The following is a 25,411-nucleotide window of genomic DNA, read 5'->3' as shown; positions in this document are numbered from 1 at the left end:
GGATCACGCCATGAATGTTTTGTCTTCCGTCGACACCCAAAAAGCCGAGGCAGCCGAGATCGTGGATGAACTCTGGTACAAGGACGCAATCATCTACCAGCTCCACGTCAAGGCGTTTGCCGACAGCAACCATGACGGCATCGGCGATTTCGCCGGACTGACCGAGAAGCTGCCCTATCTCCAGGAGCTCGGCGTCACCGCGCTGTGGCTGCTGCCGTTCTATCCATCGCCCGGGCGCGACGACGGCTACGACATCGCCGACTACGGCTCGGTCAATCCCGATTTCGGGACGATGAAGGACTTCAAGCGCTTCATCCAGGAAGCGCAGAAGCGCGGCCTGCGCGTCATCACCGAGCTCGTCGTCAATCACACCTCCGACCAGCACAAATGGTTCAAGCGCGCGCGCCGCAGCCATCCGGGCTCGAGCGCCCGCAACTGGTATGTCTGGAGCGACACCGACCAGAAATACCAGGGCACGCGGATCATCTTCACCGACACCGAGAAGTCGAACTGGACCTGGGACCACGAGGCCGGGGCGTTCTACTGGCACCGCTTCTTCTCGCACCAGCCGGACCTCAATTTCGACAATCCGCGCGTGGTCAGCGCCCTGATCCAGGTGATGAAGCGCTGGCTGGATGCCGGCGTCGACGGATTCCGCCTCGACGCCATCCCCTATCTCTGCGAACGCGACGGCACCAACAACGAGAACCTCCCCGAGACGCATGCGATCATCAAGCGCCTGCGCCAGGAACTGGACTCCTACTCCAAGGGCAAGCTGCTGCTGGCCGAGGCCAATCAATGGCCGGAGGACGTGCAGGAATATTTCGGCCGCGGCGACGAGTGCCACATGGCCTACCACTTCCCGCTGATGCCGCGCATCTACATGGCGATCGCGCAGGAAGACCGCTTTCCGATCACCGACATCTTGCGCCAGACGCCGGACATTCCCGCAAGCTGCCAATGGGCGCTGTTCCTGCGCAACCACGACGAGCTGACGCTGGAGATGGTCACCGACGTCGAGCGCGACTATCTCTGGACCACCTACGCCAACGATCCCCGCGCCCGCATCAATGTCGGCATCCGCCGGCGGCTGGCGCCGCTGATGGACAATGACCGCCGCAAGATCGAGCTGATGAACTCGCTGCTGCTGTCCTTTCCCGGCACGCCGATCATCTATTACGGCGACGAGATCGGCATGGGCGACAACATCTATCTCGGCGACCGCAACGGCGTACGCACGCCGATGCAGTGGAGCCCGGATCGCAATGGCGGCTTCTCCCGCTGCGATCCGGCCCGCCTCTATGCGCCGCTGATCATGGACCCCGTCTACGGCTACGAGTCGGTCAACGTGGAGGCGCAGTCGCGCAGCCTGTCCTCGCTTCTCAGCGCCACCAAGCGCCTGATCTCGGTGCGCAAATCGACCCTCGCCTTCGGCCGCGGCACCATGACCTTCATCCGCCCGGCCAACCGCGCCGTGCTGGCCTATGTCCGGCAGTACAACGACGAGGTGATTCTGTGCGTCGCCAACCTCTCGCGCGCAGCCCAGGCGACCGAGCTCGATCTGTCGCCGTGGAAGGACCGCATTCCGCAGGAGATGCTCGGACGCACGCGTTTTCCGCCGATCGGCGAGGTGCCCTACATGATCACGCTGGGGCCTTACGGCTTCTACTGGTTCCAGCTCACCGAGCGCAACAAGTCCGAGCCGGTGACGCCGCGCGCGGTGCCTGAATTCGAGACGCTGGTGGTGCCGGTCAATTCGACCTGGGTGTCGCTGGCGCGCGAGCGCGGCGTGTTCGAGCACGAGGTGCTGCCAGGCTTCCTGTCGCGCACGCGCTGGTATCCCGAGCAAGATCCCAAGCAGATCAAGCCGACGCTGACCTCGGCGGTGCCGTTCTGCGACATCGGCGACAACAGGCCCTGGATCGCGGTCTTCGAAACCCCGCAACAGGATGCCACGGCGCGCTACGTGCTGCCGATGCAGATCGAATGGGTGCGCTTCGACCGCGAACGCTTCAACCCGAAGGCGCTCGCCGCCGTGCGTCAGGGCGCGCGCGAAGGTACGTTGCTCGACGTCGCGACCGAGCAGATCTTCATCGGCCTGTTCCTGCGCAATCTGTCGCAGAACCTGGTGGTGGAAGAGAACAATCTGCGTCTGGAGTTCAAGGCGACCAGCCGGTTCGCAGATTACATCATCAAGGAGCCCGAACGCATCCGCGCCATCGAGCAGTCGAACAGCACGGCGCTGGTCGACAACCAGTACGTCGCCAAGATCTATCGCCAGCTCGAAGGCGGCATCAATCCCGAGATCGAGATCGGCTCCTACCTCACCGACGTCGCGCACTTTGCCAATACGCCGGCGCTGCTCGGCAGCGTCGAGCTGGTCGAAGGCGACAGAAGCAGCGCGGTCGGCGTGCTGCACGCCTATGTCGAGAACCAGGGCGACGGCTGGGCCGTCACCACGGGTTATCTCGACCGCTATATCGACGAGCAGCGGTTGGCGCCGATGAGCGAAGCGCCCCGAGAGACCCAGGAGCAGGCGCCTTATCTGCACTTCATGGCGCAGATCGGCCGGCGGCTCGCCGAGCTGCACGTGGCTCTCGCCGCCGCAAGGCCCGACAATCTCGCGCCGGAGCCGATCGGCCCCGCACAGGTCGAACGCTGGGCCTCCGACCTCAAGGCACGGGCCGAGCGGGTTTTTGAACGGCTCGCCGACAGCCGCGACGGCCTGCGGGAATCCGACCGGCCGCTGATCGATCAGCTCGTCGCGGTGCGTGCGACCCTGCCCGACCACCTCGACGCCCTCTTGCCATCCGGCATCGGCGGGTTGAACATCCGTCATCATGGCGACTTCCGCCTCGGGCAAATTCTGATCGTGAAGGACGATATCTTCATCATCGACTTCGACGGCAATCCGCATCTCGCGCTGGCCGACAAGCGGCGCAAGGCACCGGCCGCACGCGACGTCGCCGGCCTGATCCGCTCGATCGAGCTTTCGGTTAACACAGCGCTTAGCCGCGCGCTGACGGGCGCATCCGACGAGCAGGACCGGCTCGCGACCGCACTCGGCGAATGGCGCGAACGCGCCGCCGCGACATTCCTTAGCGCTTACCGCGAAGCCATGACCGATCGCCGGCTGTGGCCGGAAGATCGGCAATCCGCGGAAGGCCTGTTAAGGTTTTTCCTGCTTGATCAAGCCTTCGACGAAGTAGAGTACGAGCTGTCCCACCGGCCTGAGGGGCTCCGCGCGCCGCTGACCGGACTGCTTCGCATTCTGTCCAATGAGAGCGAAGCCCATGCCTAAACTGCCAGCCGAGGCCTACGCGATCATCGAGGGCCGCCACCCCGACCCCTTCCATTATCTCGGGTTGCATCCCGAGGGCGGCACGAGCGTGGTGCGCGCGTTCCTCCCCGAGGCCACCAATGTCGAGGCGGTGGGCGAACATGGCGAGGTGGCGAAGCTCGATCGCGTCCACGCTTCGGGCCTGTTCATCGGCGCCTTGCCGAACGGCTCGAAGCGCTATCAGCTCCGCGCCAGGTTCGGCGACAACATCGTCGAGTTCGAGGACGCCTATCGCTTCCCGCCGATCCTGACCGATTTCGATCTCTATCTGCTCGGCGAAGGCACCCATCAGCGCCTCTACGACAAGCTCGGCGCGCATCCGATGCGGCTCGAAGGCATCGACGGCATCGGCTTCGTCGTGCTGGCGCCGAATGCGCGGCGCGTGTCCGTGGTCGGCGATTTCAATTTCTGGGACGCGCGGCGCCATCCGATGCGGGTCCGCGGTGCCGGTTATTGGGAATTGTTCATCCCGCACGCCAAGGGCGGCGACCACTACAAGTTCGATATCATCGGGCCGCACGGCCACCAGTTGCCGCTGAAGTCCGATCCCATGGCCTTTGCGAGCGAGGTGCGGCCGAAGACGGCTTCCATCGTGTTCGACGAGGCACATCTCGCGCGCCCACGCCCGGCGCCGGATGGCATCAACGCGCTCTCGGCGCCGATGTCGATCTACGAGGTCCATCTCGGCTCCTGGCGCCGCAAGAACGGCGACGAATGGCTCACCTATCGCGAACTGGCCGAGCAGCTGCCGGCCTATGCCCGCGACATGGGCTTTACCCATCTCGAATTCCTGCCCGTCAGCGAGCATCCGTTCGACGGCTCCTGGGGCTATCAGCCGACCGGCCTCTATGCGCCAACCAGCCGCTTCGGCGGGCCTGAGGATTTCGCCGCGCTGGTCGATGCCTGCCATCGCGAGGGCGTCGGCGTGCTGCTCGACTGGGTGCCCGGCCATTTCCCTGACGATCCGCACGGGCTCGGCAGCTTTGACGGCACCTCGCTCTACGAGCATGCCAATCCGCTCCAGGGCCGCCACCTCGACTGGGGCACGCTGATCTACAATTACGGCCGCACCGAAGTGACGAACTTCCTGGTGTCGAACGCGCTGTTCTGGCTCGAGCGTTACGCGATCGACGGCCTGCGCGTCGATGCGGTCGCCTCCATGCTCTATCTCGACTACAGCCGCCCGCCGGGCGCCTGGATTCCGAACCAGTATGGCGGCCGCGAGAACATCGAGGCGATCGCTTTCCTGCGCCGCTTCAACACCGAATTGTTCGCGCGCTTCCCGCAGGCGACCACGGCGGCCGAGGAATCCACCGCGTGGCCGCAGGTCTCGCGCCCGGTCGAATTCGGCGGGCTCGGCTTCGGCTACAAGTGGAACATGGGCTGGATGCACGACACGCTGAACTACATCAGCAAGGATCCGATCCACCGCAAGCATCATCACGGCGATATCCTGTTCGGCCTGCACTACGCTTTCTCGGAGAACTTCATCCTGCCGCTGTCACATGACGAGGTCGTGCACGGCAAACGTTCGATCCTCGGCCGCATGCCCGGCGACGAATGGCAGCGCTTTGCGAATTTGCGCGCCTATTACAGCTTCATGTTCGGCCATCCCGGCAAGAAGCTGCTGTTCATGGGCGCGGAGATCGCGCAAAGCCGCGAATGGAATCACGACCAGTCGCTCGACTGGCACCTGCTCGAATACAAGTATCATTCCGGCATCCAGGCGCTGATACGCGACCTCAACCGGCTCTATCGCGCGGTGCCGGCGCTGCACCAGATGGATTGCGAACAGGGCGGATTCGAATGGCTGATCACGGATGACGCCAACCGCAACGTGTTCGCCTGGCTGCGCAAGGGATTCGACGAGCACGCACGGTGTCTCGTGATCATCAACTTCTCACCCAACGTCTATCGCAACTATCGCGTCCCCGTGCCCTTTGCCGGCAAGTGGAAAGAGGTGTTCAATTCGGACTCCGCCCATTACGGCGGCACCGATGTCGGAAACATCGGCGAGGTTCATGCCGCTGGCGGCAAGGCGCCCGAGCTTCGCCTCACCGTTCCGCCGCTCGCCGCGATCTTCCTCGTTCCGGAAAGCTGACCGATGCGCCTGACTGCCGGATCGCCCGCACGCCTCGGCGCAAGCTGGGACGGACGCGGCACCAATTTCGCGCTGTTCTCCGCCAATGCGCAGAAAGTCGAGCTGTGCCTGTTCGACACGCAGGGAAGGCGCGAACTCGAGCGTGTCGAGCTGCCCGAGCGGACCGAGGACGTCTGGCACGGCTATCTCAACGACATCTCGCCGGGCCAGCTCTACGGCTATCGCGTGCACGGCCCCTACGAGCCCGAGCACGGCCACCGCTTCAACGCCAACAAGCTGCTGCTCGACCCCTACGCCAAACGGCTCGCCGGGCGGCTGGTCTGGAGCGATGCCCATTTCGCCTATCGCACCGGTTCGCCGCGCGAGGACCTCTCCTTCGACCGGCGCGACAACGCGCGCGGCATGCCCAAGGCGGTCGTCGTCGACGAGACCTTCAACTGGGGCCGCCGCGAGATCAGGCCGAACATCCCCTGGGAAGACACCATCATCTACGAGGCCCACGTCAAGGGTCTGACGCAGAAGCGCGACGACGTGCCGCCGAATTTGCGCGGCACCTATGGCGGCCTGTCGTCGCCGGCGATGATCGAGCATTTGAAAACGCTCGGCGTCACCACCGTCGAGCTGCTTCCGATCCACAGCTTCATCGACGACCGCATTCTGGTCGAGAAGAAGCTCGTCAACTACTGGGGCTACAACACGCTGTCCTTCTTCGCGCCCGAACCGCGCTACGCCCAGGACAATGCGCTCGATTCCTTCCGCACCACGGTCGCGCGCCTGCACGATGCCGGCATCGAGGTGATGCTCGACGTCGTCTACAACCACACGGCCGAAGGCAATCATCTCGGTCCGACCCTGTGCTACCGCGGCATCGACAATGCCTCCTATTACTGGCTGAACCGCGAGAACCCGCGCTATTACGACGACTTCACCGGCTGCGGCTCGTCGGTGAACCTCACCCATCCGCGCGTGCTCCAGATGGTGATGGATTCGCTGCGCTACTGGGTCGAGGTCTGCCATGTCGACGGCTTCCGCTTCGACCTCGCCACCACGCTCGCGCGCGGACCGAACGGCTATGATCGCGGCAGCTCGTTCCTGACGGCGATCCGGCAGGACCCGGTGCTGGCGGCGGTGAAGCTCGTCGCCGAACCCTGGGATCTCGGGCTCGGCGGCTACCAGGTTGGCGCATTCCCTTCCCAATGGTCGGAGTGGAACGATCGGTATCGCAGCGCCATGCGCCGCTACTGGAGCGGTGAAGGCAGCCTGATCGGCGACATCTCGAGCCGCATGACGGCGTCATCCGACCTGTTCAACCATGACGGACGGCGGCCGCGCGCCGGCATCAACCACATCACCGTGCATGACGGCTTCACGCTCGCCGACCTCTTCAGCTACAACGAGAAGCACAACGAGGCCAATGGCGAGGACAATCGCGACGGCTCCAGCGACAACCACAGCAACAATTGCGGTGTCGAGGGTCCGACCGACGATCCCGGGATTCTCGGGCTGCGGCGGCAGCTTCGCAAGAACGTGCTGGCCTGCCTGATGCTGGCGCAGGGCGTTCCGCTGATCCTGGCAGGCGACGAGGTCGGCAATTCGCAGTCCGGCAACAACAACGCCTATTGCCAGGACAACGAGGTCGGCTGGGTCGGCTGGGACAATCTCGGCAAGGATGGCGACGACATGATCGATTTCGTCGCCGGGCTCGCCGAGATCCGCCGCCGGTTCTCGCAGCTTCGCAGCCATCGCTGGCTCGACGGCCGGCCCAAGGACGGCGTCTCCTACGGCGCGCTGTGGCTGACGCCTGCCGGCGACGAGATGACGGAGAACGACTGGAAATTCCCGGAAGGGCGGTTCCTCTCGTATGTGATGGGGCCGATGGAACCGGGGAGCGCCGCGATCTTTATCGTACTGAACGCCGCCCCCGAAGAGATCGCATTCAAATTGCCCAAAATGGCCGAGTACAAAAGCTGGCAGCAGATCCTGAACACCACTGATGCCAGGCCGAACAGTGTTGATCTGCAGCCCGGAAGCGACAGCAAGGCGCCGCCGCGCTCCGTGCTCGCCTTCGCGGGGGCGCTATGAGACCATCCTTCGGGGCGAGGCCGACCAAGGACGGCGTGTCGTTCCGGCTGTGGGCGCCCGGTGCTCGCCGAGTCGATCTCCTGCTCGACAGACGGCACGCGATGCAGCGCCGGCAGGATGGCTGGTATGTCGCCGAGATTGCCGGCCTGCCCGTCGGCAGTCCCTACCAGTTCAGGATCGACGACGAGATCGACGTGCCCGATCCCGCATCGGCCTTCCAGCCGGAGGACGTTTTTGGCCCGAGCGAAGTCGTCGATCATGATGCCTTCGCGTGGCGCGCGCGCGATTGGCGCGGACGTCCCTGGGAAGAGACGGTGCTGATCGAGACCCATGTCGGCACCTTCACGCCTGAGGGCACCTACCGCGCCATGATCGACAAGCTCGATCATCTCGTTGCGACCGGGATCACCGCGCTGGAATTGATGCCGCTGGCCGATTTCGCCGGCCGCCGCGGCTGGGGCTATGACGGCGTGCTGTGGTACGCGCCCGACAGCGCCTATGGCCGGCCCGAGGACCTGAAGACACTGATCGACGAGGCGCATCTGCGCGGGCTGATGGTGTTCCTCGACGTCGTCTACAATCATTTCGGCCCCGAGGGGAATTATCTCGGCCGCTATGCGCCGGCCTTCTTCACCGATGCGCATACGCCATGGGGCAGCGCGATCGATTATCGCGTGCCGCAGGTCCGGGCCTTCGCGGTCGAGAACGCGCTGTCCTGGCTCACCGACTACCGCTTCGATGGCCTGAGACTGGATGCCGCCAATCACATCATGGCGATCCCGGGCGAGCAGTCGATGTTGCAGGATCTCAGCGTCGCCGCCGGCGAGCTTGCCAAGGCCACCGGACGGCATATCCATCTCGTGCTGGAGAACGGCGACAACCGCGCCAGCCTGCTCGATGCCGCGCAGGATCCGCCCAACGGCAAATATCGCGCGCAGTGGAACGACGATTATCACCACGTCTGGCACGTGATGCTGACCGGCGAGCTCGCGGGCTATTACGCCGACTACCAGACGCCGCGCATGGATCTTGCGCGCGCGCTCGCCTCGGGCTTCGTCTACCAGGGCGAGACCTCGGAGTTCTGGGGCAAGAAGCCGCGCGGCGAGGCGAGCGGCGAGCTGCCGCCGGCGACCTTCGTCAACTTCCTGCAAAACCACGACCAGATCGGCAATCGCCCATTGGGGGACCGGCTCGAGAGCCTGGCATCACCGCGGCAGATCGAAGCCGCGCTCGTGGTGACCCTGCTCGCACCGATGGTGCCGATGCTGTTCCAGGGCGAGGAATGGGGCTCCACGGTGCCCTTCCCGTTCTTCTGCGATTTCCAGGGTGGCCTTGCCGATGCCGTGCGCAAGGGCCGCAAGCAGGAATATGCCTGGGCCTACGAGAAATACGGCGACGAGGTCCCCGATCCGCTCGATCCCAAAACGCTGCAATCGGCCGTGCTGGATTGGACCGGCCACACGCCGGGGCAGGATGCGCGGCTGGCGCTGGTGCGGGAGCTGCTCGCGCTGCGTCACAAGGAGATCGCACCGCGCCTGAAGGGTGCGAGGTTCGGCGATGCCGCGACGGCCGATAGCGGCCTGCTCACCGCACATTGGCGCATGGGCGACGGCGCGAGGTTGCGCCTGACCGCCAATCTCTCGGACAAGGACATCGCACGTCCCAGCGACGCGACAGGCACGCCGATCTGGGGCTCCGTCAGCGGCGATCGGCTCCCACCCTGGTCGGTGATCTGGCATCTCGGAGGTTAGCATGCCTCCTGCCATTCCTCTTGCGACCTATCGGCTTCAGCTCACCGCGGATTTCGACTTCGACAAGGCCGCCGCGGTCGTGCCTTACCTCAAGGCACTCGGGATCACGCATCTCTACGCCTCGCCGGTGATGAAGGCGCGCAAGGGCTCGACCCACGGCTACGACACCGTCGACCACAGCCAGTTCAATCCCGAGCTCGGCGGCGAGGCCGGCTTTGCTCGATTGAGCGATGCCCTCACGCAGCACGACCTCGGCCTCATCATCGACTTCGTGCCGAACCATGTCGGCGTGCACTTTGCCGACAATCCCTGGTGGCTCGACGTGCTGGAATGGGGCCAGGCCTCGCCGCATGCGGTTTCCTTCGACATCGACTGGGATCAACTGGCCTATCGCGCCCGGGGCGGCGTGCTGCTGCCGATCCTCGGCTCGCCCTATGGCGAGGCGCTGGAGCGCGGCGACATCGAGCTGCGCTACGATGCCGATGAAGGCAGTTTTTCCGCCTGGTATTTCGAGCATCGCCTGCCGATCGCACCGGAACGCTATGGCGAAATGCTGCGCGTGATCGTGAAGGAAGCCGACGCCGCCGAGACCGAGGCCGGCAAGCGCCTGCTCGCGCTCGCGGCCCGCTACACGGGGTTGCGTCGTCCCAACCGCAGGGAAGCGCCCGGCTTCAAGGCGGAGCTCAAGGAGATCGCCGGCAGCGCCGACATCATCGAGCGCGGCCTCCCCGCCTATCGTTCCGCCAAGGATCGTCCGGCGCAGACGCTGGCGCTGCATCATCTGCTGGAGCGCCAGCACTACAAGCTCGGGCACTGGCGGCTTGCCTCCAGCGACATCAACTATCGCCGCTTCTTCGACGTCAACGGGCTTGCGGGCCTGCGCGTCGAGGACGCGAGCACGTTCGCCGCCACGCACCGGCTGGTGAAGCAGCTCATTGCCGACGGCAAGCTGCAAGGCATCCGCCTCGATCACATCGACGGCCTGCGCGATCCTGCACAATATTGTCAGCGGCTGCGCCGGCTGGTGCGCGACGCGCAAGGCAACACAAAGCCGTTCTATACCGTGATTGAGAAGATCCTGTGCGAGCACGAGCGCCTGCCGCATTTTGCCGGCGTTCAGGGCACCACGGGCTATGAGTGGATGAATGTCATCACTCAGGTTCTGGTCGACGCGAAAGGGCTGGAGGCGCTGAACGAGACCTGGCGGCAGATCAGCAACCGTCCGCCGCGGCTGGCTCCTTACGTCAAGGACGCCAAGCGGCGCGTGCTGGAGACGCTGCTGACCAGCGAATTCACCGTGCTGACCCGCCTGCTCGCGCGCATCGCCAACGGGCATTACTCGACCCGCGACTTCTCCGCCGACAGCCTGCGGCAGGCACTCGAATTGTACGTGCTGCACTTCCCGGTCTATCGCACCTATTTGACGCATAGCGGCCCGACCGCGCTCGACCGCAAGCTGATCGACGACACCATCGAGCGGGCCCGCGCGGAATGGTTCGCCGCGGATGAAGGCATCTTCGACTTCCTGCGCGACGCGCTGACCATGGACCTGCTCAAACCCGGCCGTCCCCCGCACAGCGCCCCGCGGGTGCGCCGTTTCGCGCTGAAGGTGCAGCAGTTCACGGGACCGATGATGGCGAAGTCGCTGGAGGACACCGCGTTCTATCAATTCCACCGGCTGCTCGCCCTGAACGAGGTCGGCGGCGACCCCGCGAGCAATGGCCTCACGATACCTGCCTTCCATGAGGCCATGCGCGCGCGTGCCAACGAATGGCCGCAAGGGATGACGGCGACCGCGACCCACGACACCAAGCGCGGCGAGGATGCCCGCGCGCGCATCGCGGCGCTCAGCGAGATTCCCGGCGAATGGACCAGCGCGGTGGCACGCTGGAAGGTGCTGAACGCGCCGCACCTCGCGCTCGACGGCAATCTGCGCGCGCCGTCGGCGACGTTCGAATACATGCTCTATCAGACCCTGCTCGGCGCCTGGCCGCTTGAGGAGACAGCCGATGCCGGCTTCGTCGAGCGCATCCAGGCCTATGCGCTCAAGGCCGCGCGCGAGGGCAAGGAGGAGACCAGCTGGCTCAACCCGCACGAGGCCTATGAGAACGGCGTCGCGAGCTTCATCGGGAAGATCCTCGATCCAGCGCAGTCCAGCGAGTTCCCGGAGGCGCTGCAAACCCTGGCACGCCGTGTCGCGCTGCTCGGCGCCTTGGATTCGCTGAGCCAGCTCACGCTCAAGGCGATGCTGCCCGGCGTGCCGGACTTCTACCAGGGCACCGAATACTGGGACCTGTCGCTGGTCGATCCCGACAACCGCCGCCCGGTGGACTTTGCCGCGCGGCAGACGGCGCTGACGTCACTGGATGCGCCGGACTGGCGCGGGCTGATCAAGACCTGGCCGAATGGCCAGCTCAAGCTGGCCTGGACGCGGCACCTGCTCAAACTGCGCAACGAACTCGCCGATGTGTTCGCGCAGGGCGAGTATCAGCCACTGCAGGTCCAGGGCGCGCACGCACACCACGTCATTGCCTTTGTCCGCCGACACGGCCGCACGGCTGCGATCGTCGTGGTCGGGCGCCAGTTTGCGCCGTTCACGCAAGAGGGCCGACAATGGCCCGCGTTCGAGGGTGTTGACGCGACGATCGACATCACCGGCTACACCGGGCCGGGCTTTGCCGGCAATCAATTGCCGCTTGCGCAAGCCTTCCGGGATATTCCCGCTGCGGTCATCGAAGCACGCGCCGCAAGCACGGCGAGACCCAGGCAACAGCGCGCTCGTAGCTGACGGCTACTTGCCCCCGTCCTTGGTCAGCAGCAGCTGCCCGCGCTTGCGGATGGTCGCCTGCGCCATCTCGGCGAAGCGCTGCAACAGCCACGGCAGCACCACCTCAACCTTGACGTGGTCGTCGGCGACATCGACCTGACCGCTCGCGATCTGCCCGAGCGCGCGGATGCGAAAATTCATGCTGTCGCCGTTCCAGCGCTCCTCCTCGACCTGCATCACGGGAATGCTGGCTGCGGCGCGGCCGAGCCCGGTCTTGAGCCGGCGCACGGCTTCCTCGCGGCCGAGACGATGCGGAATGGAGACGACAAGCGGTGCTGACATGGCGCTGCCCTGTGGTGACTGATCCTCACATAGTCATGCCGCCTGGACTGGCAAAGGTTCCATGCAAGTTGGCCCCGTTCGCCGTGTTTCATCGTGGGAACTATAGAACCTGCGGCAAGTTGCCCTCGCACCACGGGACAGGTGCAAACGACCCTTTCAACAAAGGGCTGGAGGAGACTAGCATGTCTATCGGTACGATCATTCTGATCATTTTGGTCATCGCGCTGCTCGGCGGCTTCAGCGGCATCGGCGGCGGCCCGTTCTACGGCACCGGCTATTACGGCGGCGGCGGCCTCGGGCTCGTCATCGTCATCCTGCTGATCCTGCTGTTGCTCGGACGGATCTAGCGCAAGGAGCTGTAGCGGCCTCGTAGGGTGGGCAAAGGCGCAACGCGCCGTGCCCACCTCTTCGCCGCAATAAGAAAGCTGGTGGGCACGCTTCGCTTTGCCCACCCTACTTCTTCTTCCCCGCGAGCTTCTTCGCCGCCGCAGTGATCGATGTGGCCGCGTCGTCATAGCCATCCCAGGCCTTCGAGCGCGCCAGCAGACCCGGCACCGTCCGCACCGTGTACCGCTTCGGATCGAGATCGCCCTTCACCTGCGCCCACGTCACAGGCATCGACACGGTCGCGCCATCGCGCGCACGGGGTGACAGCGGAGCTACCGCCGTCGACAGGCGATCGTTGCGCAAATAATCCAGGAAGATCTTTCCGTTGCGCAGCTTCTTCGACATGTTGAGCAGATAGCGCTCGGGATCGTCGTCGGCCATCCACTGGCAAACGCCTTGCGCGAACGCCTTGGCCTCCTTCCAGCTCACCTTGTCGCGCGCGCCATGGAGCAGCGGCACCACCACGTGCAGGCCCTTGCCGCCGGTGGTCTTGCAAAAGCTCTCCATGCCGACGTCGGTGAGGCGCTGCCGCATCTCCTTGGCGGCGTCCACGACATCGGCGAATTTGACGTCCGGCGCGGGATCGAGATCGAACACCAGCCGGCCCGGCGTATCGTAGGCGTCCGGGGCACAATTCCAGGGATGCAGCTCGACGCCGCCGATCTGCGCGACCGCGGCGAGCCCCTCGACGCGATCGATCTGCAGGTACGGCTTGCGATCGCCCGAGACCTTTGCGAGCTCCAGCAGGTTCGACGTGCCCTGCATGGCATGGCGCTGGAAGAATTTTTCGCCGCCGATGCCGTCAGGCGCACGCACGATCGAACAGGGCCGGCCCTTGATGTGCTCGATCATCCAGGCGCCGACGGCCTCGAAATAGCGCGCGAGATCGAGCTTTGTGACGCCCGCGCCGTCGCCGCCATCCGGCCACAGCTCCTTGTCCGGCTTCGAGATGACGACACCGATCACCTCGGCCGTACCGGCATCCTTCCGCTTGCCTGCCTTCGGCACAGCAGGCTTCCTGGTCGAGGGTTTTGCGAGTTCGGTATCGACGGGTGTTTCCGCCTCGACCTCCTCGGCCGGCTTGTCCTGCCGCAGGCCCTTGAAGGCGGCCTGGCGGATATTGCCGTCGGCGGTGAACCCGGCGAACTCGATCTCGGCGACGAGCTCCGGCTTCAGCCAGTGCACGTCGCGCGTCTTTTTCGGCGCGTTCTTGCCGCCGAAGGGGCTTTGCCTGGCCTCCATGGCTTTCAAGGACGGCATGATGCGCCTGACCGTGTCCGCGCCGAAGCCGGTGCCGACCATGCCGACGAAGGCAAGATGATCGCCGCGGTGCACGCCGGCCATCAGCGAGCGGAATTTGCCGTTGGTGGTCTTCCAGCCGCCGATCACGACCTCATGGCCGGCGCGGCATTTGGCCTTGGTCCAGCTTTCCGTTCGCCCCGACCGGTAAGGCGCATCGAGCTTCTTCGACACCACGCCTTCGAGCTCGAGCTTGCAGGCCGATTGCAGCACGGCATCGCCGCTGCTCTCGAAATGCTCGACATAGCGGATTTGGCTCGATTTCTTCTTGCCTGCTTCCAGGAGTTGCCTGAGGCGGTCCTTGCGCTCGCCAAGTGGCAGGCGCCGGCAATCGAGCCCCTCGGCGAACAGGAGGTCGAAGGCAAAGAAGATCAGGTCCTCGGTCTTGCCGTCCGACAGCGCGGCCTGGAGCGAGGAGAAATTCGGTGCGCCGTTGTGATCGAGCGCGACGATCTCGCCGTCAATCATGGCGTCGGGAAGCTCGCCCGCCTCCTTCGCGATGGCTGCGAACTTGTCGGTCCAGTCGAGGCCCTTGCGCGTCTTCAGCGTCGCCTCGCCGTCCTCGACGCGGAGCTGGACGCGATAGCCGTCGAACTTGATCTCGTGGCACCAGCCGTCGGCCGCCGGCGGCCGCTCGACCGGGGTGCAGAGCTGCGGCGCGACGAAGTCCGGCATCTCTGAGACTCTTTTCGCGCTTGTCGCGGTCGTCGCTTTCGTCTTTGCGCCCGTCCCGCGCTTCAACGCCGCACCGGGCGCCGGCCTGACGGTGCGCCCTTTCGGCTCCTCGACACGATTGGACTGCCAGACCGCATCGGCCTTGACCTTGGCACCCTTCGCCAACATGAACGGTTTTGGCGCGCGACCCTTGCCATCGGCGATCTCTGCCATCGCGCGGCCGGAGGCCACCGACTTGTCCTCGCTGAGAATGTCGTCGCTCTCGCTGGCATATTCGTCGCGATGCTTGATCAGGAGCCAGTTGGTGCGCTTGCCGCCGGTGCGGTCATGCCTCATCCGCACCAGCACCCAGCTTCCATGCAGCTTGTCGCCGTGGAGCGTGAACTTGAGGTCGCCCTTTTGGAAGCCGCGCTCGGGATCCTCGGACTCCCAGGTGCCGCGGTCCCAGAGCATGACCGTGCCGCCGCCATACTGCCCGTCCGGAATCGTGCCTTCGAAATCGCCATAGTCGAGCGGATGGTCCTCGACCTCGACCGCCAGCCGCTTGTCATGCGGATCGAGCGAGGGTCCCTTGGTGACCGCCCACGACTTGAACACGCCGTCGAACTCGAGCCGCAGATCATAGTGCAGTCGCGTCGCATCGTGCTTCTGGATCACGAAGCGCCGCTGCGCCGATGGCGCCACCGCGGTCTTGCCCGACGGCTCCGGTGTCTTCTCGAAATCGCGTTTCTGTCGGTAGGTGGAGAGTTTTCGCAGCACGACCGGTCCCGCATTCTCTTTCGGCGTTGAAGCCTATCACGGCGGAAGTCCCACCCGGAACCAAAACCCGATGGGGCTGTTGGGGTTCCAAAATGCCTTGAAACGCTGGAGAACGGAATGGCCCCGCGCGCCTATTGGAAGGGAACGTTAAAGCTCTCGCTGGTCAGTTGCCCGGTCGCGCTTTATCCGGCGACCACCGCGGCCGAGAAGACGCGGTTTCACATGATCAACCGCGAGACCGGAAACCGGCTCAAGCAGCAGATGGTGGACTCCGGGACCGGCGACGTGGTCGAGAGCGGCCAGAAGGGGCGCGGCTATGAGCTGCGCAAGGGCAAATATGTCGAGATCGAGCCGGAGGAGCTCGAGGCGGTCCAGATCGAAAGCAACCACACCATCGACATCGAGAGTTTCGTGCCGAGCGACGAGATCGACCAGCGCTATCTCAATCATCCCTATTATATCGCGCCCGACGGCAAGGCTGCGGTCGATGCCTTCGCCGTGATCCGCGACGCCATGAAGGACCAGGACCGCGTGGCGCTCGCCAAGATCGTGCTCACCAACCGCGAGCACATCATCGCGATCGAACCGCTCGGCAAGGGCCTGCTCGGCACCACGTTGCGCTTCCCCTATGAGCTTCGCGACGAGGACCAGTTCTTCGACGGCATCAAGAGCCCCAAGATCACCAAGGACATGGTCGAGCTCGCCGGCCACATCCTGCAGACCAAGGCCGCGCATTTCGACCCGAGCAAGTTCAAGGATGAGTACGAGACCGCGCTGAAGGCGCTGGTGAAGCGCAAGGCCAGCGGCAAGACAATCGAGCTGCCGGAGCGCGACGAGCGCCCGAGCAACGTCGTCAGCTTGATGGACGCGCTGAAGCAGAGCCTGAAGGGACGCGGTGGGAAGAAGGCGGTGGCGAAGTCCCATGCGCGTCGTGCCACCGGCCGCCCGCGCAACGCGAAGAAGACGCAGCGCTCGACGACGCGGCAGAGGAAGGCGGGGTGATTTCGCCGCGCGCCCCACTCTCTGCCCTCATGGTGAGGAGGCGCGAAGCGCCGTCTCGAACCATGCAGGCCTCGCTGCCGCAGCCGGGCCTTCATCCTTCGAGACGCTCGTTCCGCGCTCCTCAGGATGAGGATCGAAAGCTAATCCCCCGCCTTCAGCCGGTACCCGATCCCGGTCTCCGTCAGCACATATTGCGGGCGTTCGGGATCGGCTTCGATCTTCTGGCGGAGCTGGCGGACATAGACGCGCAGATATTGCGCGTCGGTGAGCTCGTCCCAGAGCTCCTTGAGCAGGAAACGATGGGTCAGCACCTTGCCGGCGTGCTGCACCAGCACGCGCAAGAGATCGTACTCCTTCGGTGACAGCTTTATCTCGCGCTCGCCGACCTTGACGATGCGGCGCACGAGATCAACCGAGAGATCGCCGGTGCGGAACACCGGACGCTCGCCCTTGACCTGGAGCTGGTGCCGCAGCGCCGCACGCAGGCGCGCCAACAGCTCGTCCATGCCGAACGGCTTTGTCAGGTAATCGTCGGCGCCGAGATCGAGCGCCTGCACCTTGCCGGCCTCGTCGCCGCGGCTCGACAGCACCACGATCGGCACGCCTTCGTTGCGGCCGCGGATGGTGCGCAGCAATTCGTGGCCCTGGATGTCCGGCAGGCCGAGATCGAGAATGATCAGCGCGGGTTCTTCCGCGAGCTTCTCGAGCGCGGTCTTTCCGTTCGACGCTTCCAGGATCTCGTAGCCCTGCGTCGAGAGTCCCATCCGCAGCAATTTTCGGATTGGCGGCTCGTCGTCGATGACCAGAACCTTGATCGGGGCGGCACTCATGCGGCTGTATCCAATGCGTGGGTCCGTGCCGGAACGGGCAGCCGGATGGTGAGGATCGCGCCGCTGCGGTCGCCGCGGTTGGCGGCCGAGATCGTGCCCTGCATCGCCTCGACGAAGCCGCGGGAGATGGCGAGCCCCAGCCCGGTGCCGGGACGGACATGGTCGCCCTTCTGCACGCGATAGAACTTGTCGAACACGCTCTCGAGCTCGTCAGGCGGAATGCCGCCACCCTGATCGGCGATTTCTAGCACAACATGATTTCCCTCGCGCCGGCTGCGGATCGAGATCGTTGTATCGGGCAGCGAATATTTCGCGGCATTGTCGAGCAGATTGAACAGCACTTGCTCGAACAGCACGGCATCGAGCTGAAGCATCGGCAGATCGGCGGCCAGCACCAGCTCCACTTTGTGCGCCGTCAATATCTTGCTCGCACGCCGCAGCGCGCTGCCGACGATCTCGCCGAGATCGTGCAGTGCCGCGTTGGGCACGATGGCGCCGGATTCGAGCTTTGTCATGTCGAGCAGATTGGCGATGAAGCGGTTGAGGCGCTCGGACTCGTCGATCACGGTGGCGAGCAGATCGCGCTTCTCGGTGTCGGACAAGGCACCGGCGAGATCGCGCATGGTCGAGGCCGCGCCGAGCACGGAGGCCAGCGGCGTCTTGAGATCGTGCGAGATCGATGTCAGCAGCGCGGAGCGCAACCGCTCGGATTCGACGGTGCGCTTGACGCGATCCACGTCCTCGACCAGCAGCACGCGCTCGATTGCCAGTGCGCCCTGGTCGACGAGTGCATCGAGCAGCCGGCGCTGGTCCGGGGTCAGCAGCGGACCGGTGCGATCATTGTCGATACCGATGACGCCGATCGGACCACGCCCGGTGCGCATCGGCAGGAACAGCCGTTTGGCACCGGGCAGCGTGTCCGAGCCGCGGCCGGCGGGACGATCATTGCTCCAGGCCCAATTGGCGGCGGCGAGATCGGCCTGGTCGATCTGGTCCTCGGGCGGATAGCCGGACTTCACCGTGAGCAGGCCTTCCTCCGGCAGCAGCAGGACCACGCGAACCTTCAGCATCAGCGCAGTTTGATAGGCAGTTGCCCAGAGCACGTCGTCGAGCGTCCCGGTGCCCGTGAGCTTGCGGCTGAACGCATAGAGCTGCTCGGTCGTGCGGATGCGGCCGAGCGCGGTGTCCGCCTGCGTGCGCACCCGCCCGGCGACGTTCGACACCACGAACGCGATCAACATGAAAAAGAAGAACGCCGCGACATTGGTCGGGTCGGTAATCGTGAAAGTGTAGACCGGCGGCAGGAAGAAGAAGTTGTACGCCAGCGACGCCGCGACGCTCGCAAGGAGCGACGGCCACAACCCGTAGCGAACAGCCACGGCGACAACCGCGGTCAGGAACATCAGGTCGACGTTTTCGATGCCGAAATACGGCTTGATGGCCACCGCTGCGGCAAGGCCGAGCGCGGTGATCCCGAGCGCCTTCAAGTAGGGACGTGCATCAAACGCCTCTGCCCGTGCCGCCGTCTGAACCGCCGTCTTCGGCGCCGGCTCGGCCGCGAGCTCATCGCCGGGAATGACGTGAACGCTGATATTGCCGGAACTGCGCACGAGATCATGCACGACGGAGCCGCGCGTCAGTTCGAACCACCGCGAGCGCGTCGATTTCCCGATCACGATCTGGGTGACGTTGTTGCCTTGCGCGAAGTTGATGACGTCGTCGGCGATGCGGCGGCCGACAGCGGGGATGGTCAGCGCTTCACCGCCCAGCGATTCGGCAAGCCGCAGCGTATCGGCGAGACGATCGCGCTCCTCGTCCGAAAGCTGGAGCGACCGCCGGGTCTCGATCGAGATCGCGGTGAATTGCGCATGCAGCCGGTCGGCTAGCCGCTTGGTGTAGCGGACGAGCCCGGCCGCGCGCGGATCCTCGCTGATGCAGACGAGGATGCGCTCGCCCGCGGCCCAGGGGCCGGCGATGGCATTCGCCTGCATGTGATTGAGAAGCTGCTCGTCGACCCGCTCGGCCGTACGCCGCAGCGCCAGTTCGCGCAGCGCGGTCAGATTGCCCGGCGAGAAATAGTGCTCCAGCGCCCGCTCGGCCTGCTTGGGCACATAGACCTTGCCCTCCCGCAGCCGCTGGATCAAATCGTCGGGCGTGAGGTCGATCAGCTCGATCGCATCGGCGCGGTCGAATACCGAGTCGGGCACGGTCTCGCGCACCCGCACATGGGTGATCTGGGCGACGACGTCGTTCAGGCTCTCGATATGCTGGATGTTGACGGCGGTGTAGACGTCGATGCCGTGGGACAACAGCTCCTCGACGTCGAGATAGCGCTTGGGATGGCGGCTGCCGGCGGCATTCGTGTGAGCGAGCTCGTCAACCAGCGCGATTCGAGGGCGGCGCTCGATCACGGCATCGAGGTCCATCTCCTCGACGCTCTGGCCGCGGTAGTCGAACCTCTTGCGCGGCACCACCTCGAGCCCGCGCACCAGCGCCTCGGTCTCGGCGCGGCCATGGGTCTCGACAAAGCCGACCACCACGTCGATGCCCGCCTTGCGCCTGGCATGGGCGCTTTGCAGCATCTCGTAGGTCTTGCCGACGCCGGGGGCGGCGCCGACGAAGATCTTCAGCTTGCCGCTCGCGCTCTCCTCCCGGCGCGCGGCTTCAAGCAGCGCCTCAGGGGACGGACGTTGTTCGGGATCGCGGCGCTCTCGGACCATCAGGCCAATATAATCATCCGCCCGCCCCCAGCCTAGACCGCTACTTCGCGGTGGCGCGATCGAGCGCGAGGTTCAGTGCCAGAACGTTAACCCGCGGTTCGCCAATCAGGCCGAGCAAACGGCCCTGGGTGTTGGAGGCCACGAGCTGCTTGACCTGAGCGTCCGGCAGATTCCGCGCCTTCGCCACCCGCGGCACCTGAAATTCAGCCGCTTCCGGCGAGATGTCCGGGTCGAGGCCGCTGGCCGAGGTGGTGACCAGGTCGACCGGCACGGCGGCGTTCGGATTTTCAGCCTTCAACTTGTCCACATCCTCCTTGAGCCGGTCGGCCAGCGCCTTGCTGGTCGGGCCAAGGTTGGAGCCGCCCGAGTTGGCCGCGTTGTAGGGCGCCGACACCGTCTTGGTCGAATCATTCGGGTCCGGCGCCAAAGTCGCCGAAAGGCGGCCGTGGAAATATTTGTCCTCCTTGAACTCCTGCCCGATCAGGGCGGAGCCGATCACCTTGCCGTCCCGCTCGATCAGGCTGCCCTGCGCCTGTGAGGGGAAGATCGCACCGGCAATAGCGGTCATTGCGAGCGGATAGGCCAGGCCGGTGATGGCGGTGAGCACCAGCAGCAGGACGATGGCGGGGCGAATTTCTCTGAGCATGTTAGGTCTCCAAATCTTTCGTCACTGCGCGGGGCGCGGTGCGCCCCGCGGCGACGATCAAGCCAGATGCAAGGCGGTGACGACGAGGTCGATCGCCTTGATGCCGATGAAGGGAATCACGATGCCGCCGAGGCCGTAGATCAGGAGGTTGCGCCTCAGCAATGCGCCGGCACCGACCGCGCGATAGGCCACGCCCTTCAGCGCCAGCGGGATCAGCGCGATGATGACCAGCGCGTTGAAGATGATCGCCGACAGGATGGCGCTCTGCGGGCTCGACAGGTTCATGACGTTGAGCACGTTGAGCTGCGGGTAGAACGCCAGGAACATCGCCGGGATGATCGCAAAATACTTTGCGACGTCGTTGGCGATCGAGAACGTGGTCAGCGCGCCGCGCGTCATCAGCAGCTGCTTGCCGATCTCGACCACCTCGATCAGCTTGGTCGGGTTGGAATCGAGGTCGACCATGTTGCCGGCCTCGCGGGCGGCCTGGGTGCCGGTGTTCATGGCGACGCCGACGTCGGCCTGGGCGAGCGCGGGCGCGTCGTTGGTGCCGTCGCCGCACATGGCGACCAGCTTGCCCTTGGCCTGCTCGTCGCGGATCAGCTTCAGCTTGTCCTCGGGCGTTGCCTGCGCGAGGAAGTCATCGACGCCCGCCTCCGCCGCGATCGCAGCGGCTGTCATCGGGTTGTCGCCGGTGATCATGATGGTGCGGATGCCCATGCGGCGCAGTTCTGCGAAGCGCTCGCGGATGCCGCCCTTGACGATGTCCTTGAGCTGGATGACGCCGAGCAGCTTGCCGTCCTTGGCGACCGCAAGCGGCGTTCCGCCTGCTTTCGAGATCTCGTCGGCAATGGTCTGGACTTCACGGCCGGCGTCGGAAAGCACTGCAGGCTGGATGGCGCGCGCGGTGTTGCCGGAGGCAACGGCCAGCGGCGCACCGCCGCCGACATAGTTGAGCATGGCATCGACCGCGCCCTTGCGCACCGACGAGCCGCCGGCATCGACACCGCTCATGCGGGTTTGTGCCGTGAACGGAATGAAGGTGGCGCCAAGCTCGGCCATATCCCGGCTGCGAATAGAATACTTCTCCTTCGCCAGCACGACGATGGAGCGGCCTTCCGGGGTCTCGTCGGCGAGCGAGGCGAGCTGGGCTGCGTCCGCGAGCTCCTGCTCGGTGACGCCGCGCACAGGACGGAACGCGGTGGCCTGACGGTTGCCGAGCGTGATCGTACCGGTCTTGTCGAGCAGCAGCGTGTCGACGTCACCGGCAGCCTCGACCGCGCGGCCGGACATCGCCAGCACGTTGAAGCGGACCAGGCGGTCCATGCCGGCGATACCGATCGCCGACAGCAGCGCGCCGATCGTGGTCGGGATCAGCGTCACGAACAGTGCGACCAGCACGACCACCGAGATCGAGCCGCCGGCATAAGCCGCATAGCTCGGAATGGTGACGGTGGCGAACACGAAGATGATGGTGAGGCCGGCGAGCAGGATGTTGAGCGCGATCTCGTTCGGCGTCTTCTGCCGCTCGGCGCCCTCGACCAGCTTGATCATGCGGTCGATGAAGGTCGAGCCTTGCGCGGCCGTAATGCGGACGCGGATCCAGTCGGACTGCACCTGCGTGCCGCCGGTCACCGCCGACCGGTCGCCGCCGGACTCGCGGATCACCGGCGCGGACTCGCCGGTGATGGCGGCTTCGTTGACGGAGGCCACGCCCTCGATCACCTCGCCGTCGGATGGGATGACGTCACCTGCCTCGACCAACACGATGTCGCCGACCTTCAGGCTGGTGCCCGGCACCAGCGTGAAGGCCTGGCCCGCGCCGCTCAGGAGCTTGGCCTGGCTCTCGGTGCGGGTCTTGCGCAACGATTCGGCCTGTGCCTTGCCGCGGCCTTCGGCCACCGCTTCGGCGAAATTGGCGAACAGCACCGTGAACCAGAGCCAGAGGATGATCTGGAAGGTGAAGCCGAGATTCTCGCCGCCGGCGACGAGGTCGCGCAGGAAGATCACCGTGGTGAGCGCGGCCACGATCTCGACCACGAACATCACGGGGTTCTTGATCATCAGCCGCGGGTCGAGCTTGGTGAAGGACGCGCTGATCGCGGGCAGAACGATCTTGGGATCGAGCATTGCCGACATCGGGGCACGTTTTTGCAGTTTCATCGTATCCATGGAGGTCACTCCAAACAATCAGAAGACGTTGCCGGCGTTCATCGCGAGTTGCTCGACGATCGGGCCGAGCGCGAGTGCCGGGAAGAAGGTCAGGCCGCCGATGATCAGGATCACGCCCACGACGAGGCCGACGAACAGCCCACCCGTGGTCGGGAACGTGCCCGCCGACGGCGGGATCGACTTCTTGGCGGCCAGCGAGCCCGCAATCGCCATCGCCGGAACGATCATGAAGAACCGGCCGACGAACATCGCGGATGCGAGCGTGAGGTTGTAGAACAGCGTGTTGCCGGTGAGGCCCGCGAAGGCCGAGCCGTTGTTGCCGGTCGCCGAGGTGAAGGCGTAGAGCACCTCGGTGAAGCCATGCGGGCCGGCATTCGCCATGGAGGCGACCGCCGCCGGATAGACCACGCCGACCGCGGTCCAGCCGAGATACATCAGCGGCAGCACCAGGATCGCGAGCATCGCCATCTTGACCTCGCGCGCCTCGATCTTCTTGCCGACATATTCCGGTGTGCGGCCGACCATCAGGCCGGCGACGAAGATCGCGAGCACGACGAACAGCAGCATGCCATAGAGGCCGGCGCCGACGCCGCCGATGATGACTTCGCCGAGCTGCATGTTGATCAGCGGGATCATGCCGCCGAGCGCGGTGAAGCTGTCATGCATGGCGTTGACCGCGCCGCAGGAGGCAGCCGTGGTCACCACGGCGAACAGCGAGGATGCGACGATGCCGAAGCGGACTTCCTTGCCCTCCATGTTGCCGCCGGTGAGGCCGAGCGCATGCATCATCGAGGTGCCGTTGGCTTCCGCCCAGTAGGTGATGGAGACACCGGCGATGAACAGCACGCCCATCACCGCGAAGATCGCCCAGCCCTGGCGCTGGTTGCCGACCATGCGGCCGAACACATTGGTCATGGCCGCGCCGATCAGGAAGATCGAGAGCATCTGCACAAGATTCGACAGCGCGGTCGGGTTCTCGAAGGGATGGGCGGCGTTGGCATTGAAGAAGCCGCCGCCATTGGTGCCGAGCATCTTGATCGCGACCTGCGAGGCCACCGGGCCGACCGCGATGGTCTGCTTGGCGCCTTCGAGCGTCGTAGCCTCGACGTAATCACCGAGCGTCTGCGGGATGCCCTGCCAGACCAGGAACAGCGTGTAGACGACGCAGATCGGCAGCAGCACGTAAAGTGTCGTGCGGGTGACGTCGACCCAGAAATTGCCGACCGTGCGCATCGAGGCGCGCGAGAATCCGCGGATCATGGCCACCGCGAGCGCGATGCCGGTCGCCGCCGACAGGAAATTCTGGTGTGTCAGGCCGAGCATCTGCACGAGATAGGATACCGTGCTCTCGCCGCCGTAATTCTGCCAGTTGGTGTTGGTGATGAAGGAAATCGCGGTGTTGAAGGAGAGATCCTGGGCGACCGCGCCCTGCCCGGCCGGGTTGAAGGGCAACACCGCCTGAAGCCGCATCACGCCGTAGATGATGAGGAAGCCGCCGACATGGAACAGCAGCATCGAGACCGTGTAGGTCAGCCAATGCTGCTCGCGCCTCTCTTCGACGCCGGAAAACCAGTAGATGCCGGCCTCGATCGGCCGCAGCACCGGCGACAGGAACGTCCGCTCGCCGTTGAACACAGCCGTCATGTATCCGCCGAGCGGTTTTGTCAGCGCGACGATAATCGCGCAAAAGAGAATGATCTGGAGCCAACCGATCATAGTCATGGCATCAACCCTTTAGGACGTTTGACCTGCGCAGGAGCGGCAGGATCAGGGCAAGCAGGCACGCCACCAGCGCGGCGTCCGCGAGCAGCAATTCGAGAAGCAGCAGCACGGGTCAGAACCGCTCGGGCCGCAGCAGCGCATAAGTGAGGTAGAACAGGAGACCGAGCGAGACGACGGCGGCGAGCGAATAATCGAAGGTCATGGTCCGCTCCCTCACAGCCGTTCGCAGGCGTAGGTGTAGCCGATCGCGAGCGCGAAGAAGCCAAAGCCCAGCGCCAGCATCAGAATGTCCATCATGGGAATGCTCCTCGTTGCGGCTTTATGTCGGACGCAACCGTTTCTCAGGCGTCCGGCGAGCGCGTGGAACGAAGGAAATGCAAAGCATTTCCACGGCACCAGCCGGGACTTTTGACCGTGTTGAAGTGCCACCACCGGCATAGGTTTTCGAGATGAGGCCTATGGCGAAGTTATATGAATTCCATAAAGGCCGGCACGTCGTGGCTGTCCGCCATGTGGCACCGACACTGTATTCCGGGCGGCCGTTCCGAGCAGGCAGCGCAGCGACACAAGCCACCGTTGCTTTCACTACCGTTGTTAAGGCAGGCCATGGCCAGGGTCTTTTCAAAAAGCCCTGCTTCTATAAGCCTCGACCTTCGGCGGCGACGGCGGCCGAGGATCTGTCGCTCTTATCCGGAAGATTCCGTGCACTTATGAAATCCTTATATCTCCCGTCCCGTCCCCATCTCGTTTTCAAATGCGCTTCCAGCCATCTTGGAGAGGCCGGCCGACTGACCGACGCCAATTCCAGGAGGCCAG

General features: G+C 64.9%; 16 protein-coding genes. 7 read left to right on the top strand and 9 right to left on the bottom strand.

The features are described 5' to 3' along the window. Positions 1-10 precede the first annotated feature (10 nt). Genes treS through treY form a run of 5 tightly spaced genes read left to right on the top strand, consistent with a single transcriptional unit; the run spans position 11 to position 12,062 of the window. Positions 11-3,301: a maltose alpha-D-glucosyltransferase gene (treS, locus tag AB7290_RS08915; protein ID WP_085405230.1), complete on the top strand. Its 3,291-nt coding sequence runs from the start codon at positions 11-13 to the stop codon at positions 3,299-3,301. Beyond that, the gene (gene glgB, locus AB7290_RS08910; RefSeq protein WP_085405231.1) at positions 3,294-5,441 is read left to right on the top strand and encodes a 1,4-alpha-glucan branching protein GlgB; all 2,148 of its coding nucleotides are present in this window, start codon (positions 3,294-3,296) and stop codon (positions 5,439-5,441) included. The genes treS and glgB overlap by 8 nt, the downstream gene beginning before the upstream one ends. A gap of 3 nt (positions 5,442-5,444) precedes the next feature. Next, positions 5,445-7,523, top strand: coding sequence for a glycogen debranching protein GlgX (gene glgX, locus AB7290_RS08905; RefSeq protein WP_085405232.1), 2,079 nt, complete (start codon positions 5,445-5,447; stop codon positions 7,521-7,523). Next, complete coding sequence (treZ, locus tag AB7290_RS08900; protein WP_085405233.1) at positions 7,520-9,274, top strand: malto-oligosyltrehalose trehalohydrolase; 1,755 nt, start codon at positions 7,520-7,522, stop codon at positions 9,272-9,274. The genes glgX and treZ overlap by 4 nt, the downstream gene beginning before the upstream one ends. Before the next feature lies 1 nt (position 9,275). After that, positions 9,276-12,062 carry a malto-oligosyltrehalose synthase gene (treY, locus tag AB7290_RS08895; RefSeq protein ID WP_085405234.1) on the top strand — a complete coding sequence of 929 codons (2,787 nt, stop codon included), beginning with the start codon at positions 9,276-9,278 and terminating at the stop codon, positions 12,060-12,062. Between the two features lie 3 nt (positions 12,063-12,065). Here the strand turns inward: treY and AB7290_RS08890 are convergent, their stop codons facing one another. Continuing rightward, positions 12,066-12,383, bottom strand: a complete 318-nt coding sequence (locus tag AB7290_RS08890; RefSeq protein WP_085405235.1) for a polyhydroxyalkanoic acid system family protein — start codon at positions 12,381-12,383, stop codon at positions 12,066-12,068. A gap of 182 nt (positions 12,384-12,565) precedes the next feature. Here AB7290_RS08890 and AB7290_RS08885 point away from each other — a divergent pair, with 182 nt between their 5' ends. Then, on the top strand, positions 12,566-12,730 hold the full coding sequence (locus AB7290_RS08885) for a DUF3309 family protein (protein ID WP_007595743.1): 165 nt from the start codon (positions 12,566-12,568) through the stop codon (positions 12,728-12,730). Positions 12,731-12,836: 106 nt separating this feature from the next. On the opposite strand, the gene ligD is transcribed toward AB7290_RS08885, so the two are convergent. Continuing rightward, on the bottom strand, positions 12,837-15,503 hold the full coding sequence (gene ligD, locus AB7290_RS08880; RefSeq protein ID WP_354078001.1) for a DNA ligase D: 2,667 nt from the start codon (positions 15,501-15,503) through the stop codon (positions 12,837-12,839). A gap of 117 nt (positions 15,504-15,620) precedes the next feature. On the opposite strand from ligD, the gene ku reads away from it, so the two are divergent. Next, the gene (gene ku / locus AB7290_RS08875; RefSeq protein ID WP_085405237.1) at positions 15,621-16,505 is read left to right on the top strand and encodes a non-homologous end joining protein Ku; all 885 of its coding nucleotides are present in this window, start codon (positions 15,621-15,623) and stop codon (positions 16,503-16,505) included. A gap of 140 nt (positions 16,506-16,645) precedes the next feature. On the opposite strand, the gene AB7290_RS08870 is transcribed toward ku, so the two are convergent. The 7 genes from AB7290_RS08870 to AB7290_RS08840 all read right to left on the bottom strand — a co-directional run bounded on the left by AB7290_RS08870 (position 16,646) and on the right by AB7290_RS08840 (position 25,033). Further along, entirely contained in the window at positions 16,646-17,335 is a 690-nt protein-coding gene (locus AB7290_RS08870) for a response regulator (protein WP_028147071.1), read from the bottom strand. After that, positions 17,332-20,055 carry a sensor histidine kinase gene (locus AB7290_RS08865; protein ID WP_085405238.1) on the bottom strand — a complete coding sequence of 908 codons (2,724 nt, stop codon included), beginning with the start codon at positions 20,053-20,055 and terminating at the stop codon, positions 17,332-17,334. The genes AB7290_RS08870 and AB7290_RS08865 overlap by 4 nt, the downstream gene beginning before the upstream one ends. Before the next feature lie 40 nt (positions 20,056-20,095). Next, positions 20,096-20,701 (bottom strand): K(+)-transporting ATPase subunit C, encoded by a 606-nt coding sequence (locus tag AB7290_RS08860; RefSeq protein ID WP_085405239.1) that lies wholly within the window; start codon positions 20,699-20,701, stop codon positions 20,096-20,098. Positions 20,702-20,758: 57 nt separating this feature from the next. After that, positions 20,759-22,873 (bottom strand): potassium-transporting ATPase subunit KdpB, encoded by a 2,115-nt coding sequence (gene kdpB / locus AB7290_RS08855; RefSeq protein WP_085405240.1) that lies wholly within the window; start codon positions 22,871-22,873, stop codon positions 20,759-20,761. Between the two features lie 18 nt (positions 22,874-22,891). Beyond that, on the bottom strand, positions 22,892-24,595 hold the full coding sequence (gene kdpA / locus AB7290_RS08850; protein ID WP_208088430.1) for a potassium-transporting ATPase subunit KdpA: 1,704 nt from the start codon (positions 24,593-24,595) through the stop codon (positions 22,892-22,894). A 112-nt stretch (positions 24,596-24,707) separates the two neighbouring features. Continuing rightward, the gene (locus tag AB7290_RS08845; RefSeq protein WP_041953522.1) at positions 24,708-24,797 is read right to left on the bottom strand and encodes a K(+)-transporting ATPase subunit F; all 90 of its coding nucleotides are present in this window, start codon (positions 24,795-24,797) and stop codon (positions 24,708-24,710) included. An 11-nt stretch (positions 24,798-24,808) separates the two neighbouring features. Further along, positions 24,809-25,033 (bottom strand): hypothetical protein, encoded by a 225-nt coding sequence (locus AB7290_RS08840; RefSeq protein WP_085965673.1) that lies wholly within the window; start codon positions 25,031-25,033, stop codon positions 24,809-24,811. Between the last annotated feature and the right edge of the window lie 378 nt (positions 25,034-25,411).

The organism is Bradyrhizobium sp. 613_E4_N2_2, assembly GCF_052075995.1.
Lineage (GTDB): Bacteria > Pseudomonadota > Alphaproteobacteria > Rhizobiales > Xanthobacteraceae > Bradyrhizobium > Bradyrhizobium barranii.
Note: the sequence above shows the minus strand (reverse complement) of the source record. Positions and strands in the feature narration are given on the sequence as shown.

Bases quoted from the DNA above. Each gene is read 5' to 3' on its own strand.
- AB7290_RS08890 (WP_085405235.1), bottom strand. From the start codon at position 12,383: ATGTCAGCACCGCTTGTCGTCTCCATTCCGCATCGTCTCGGCCGCGAG.
- treY (WP_085405234.1), top strand. From the start codon at position 9,276: ATGCCTCCTGCCATTCCTCTTGCGACCTATCGGCTTCAGCTCACCGCG.
- AB7290_RS08865 (WP_085405238.1), bottom strand. From the start codon at position 20,055: ATGGTCCGAGAGCGCCGCGATCCCGAACAACGTCCGTCCCCTGAGGCG.
- kdpB (WP_085405240.1), bottom strand. From the start codon at position 22,873: ATGGATACGATGAAACTGCAAAAACGTGCCCCGATGTCGGCAATGCTC.
- AB7290_RS08845 (WP_041953522.1), bottom strand. From the start codon at position 24,797: ATGACCTTCGATTATTCGCTCGCCGCCGTCGTCTCGCTCGGTCTCCTG.
- ku (WP_085405237.1), top strand. From the start codon at position 15,621: ATGGCCCCGCGCGCCTATTGGAAGGGAACGTTAAAGCTCTCGCTGGTC.
- AB7290_RS08860 (WP_085405239.1), bottom strand. From the start codon at position 20,701: ATGCTCAGAGAAATTCGCCCCGCCATCGTCCTGCTGCTGGTGCTCACC.
- glgX (WP_085405232.1), top strand. From the start codon at position 5,445: ATGCGCCTGACTGCCGGATCGCCCGCACGCCTCGGCGCAAGCTGGGAC.
- treZ (WP_085405233.1), top strand. From the start codon at position 7,520: ATGAGACCATCCTTCGGGGCGAGGCCGACCAAGGACGGCGTGTCGTTC.
- AB7290_RS08885 (WP_007595743.1), top strand. From the start codon at position 12,566: ATGTCTATCGGTACGATCATTCTGATCATTTTGGTCATCGCGCTGCTC.
- glgB (WP_085405231.1), top strand. From the start codon at position 3,294: ATGCCTAAACTGCCAGCCGAGGCCTACGCGATCATCGAGGGCCGCCAC.
- treS (WP_085405230.1), top strand. From the start codon at position 11: ATGAATGTTTTGTCTTCCGTCGACACCCAAAAAGCCGAGGCAGCCGAG.
- AB7290_RS08840 (WP_085965673.1), bottom strand. From the start codon at position 25,033: ATGCCGGTGGTGGCACTTCAACACGGTCAAAAGTCCCGGCTGGTGCCG.
- AB7290_RS08870 (WP_028147071.1), bottom strand. From the start codon at position 17,335: ATGAGTGCCGCCCCGATCAAGGTTCTGGTCATCGACGACGAGCCGCCA.
- kdpA (WP_208088430.1), bottom strand. From the start codon at position 24,595: ATGACTATGATCGGTTGGCTCCAGATCATTCTCTTTTGCGCGATTATC.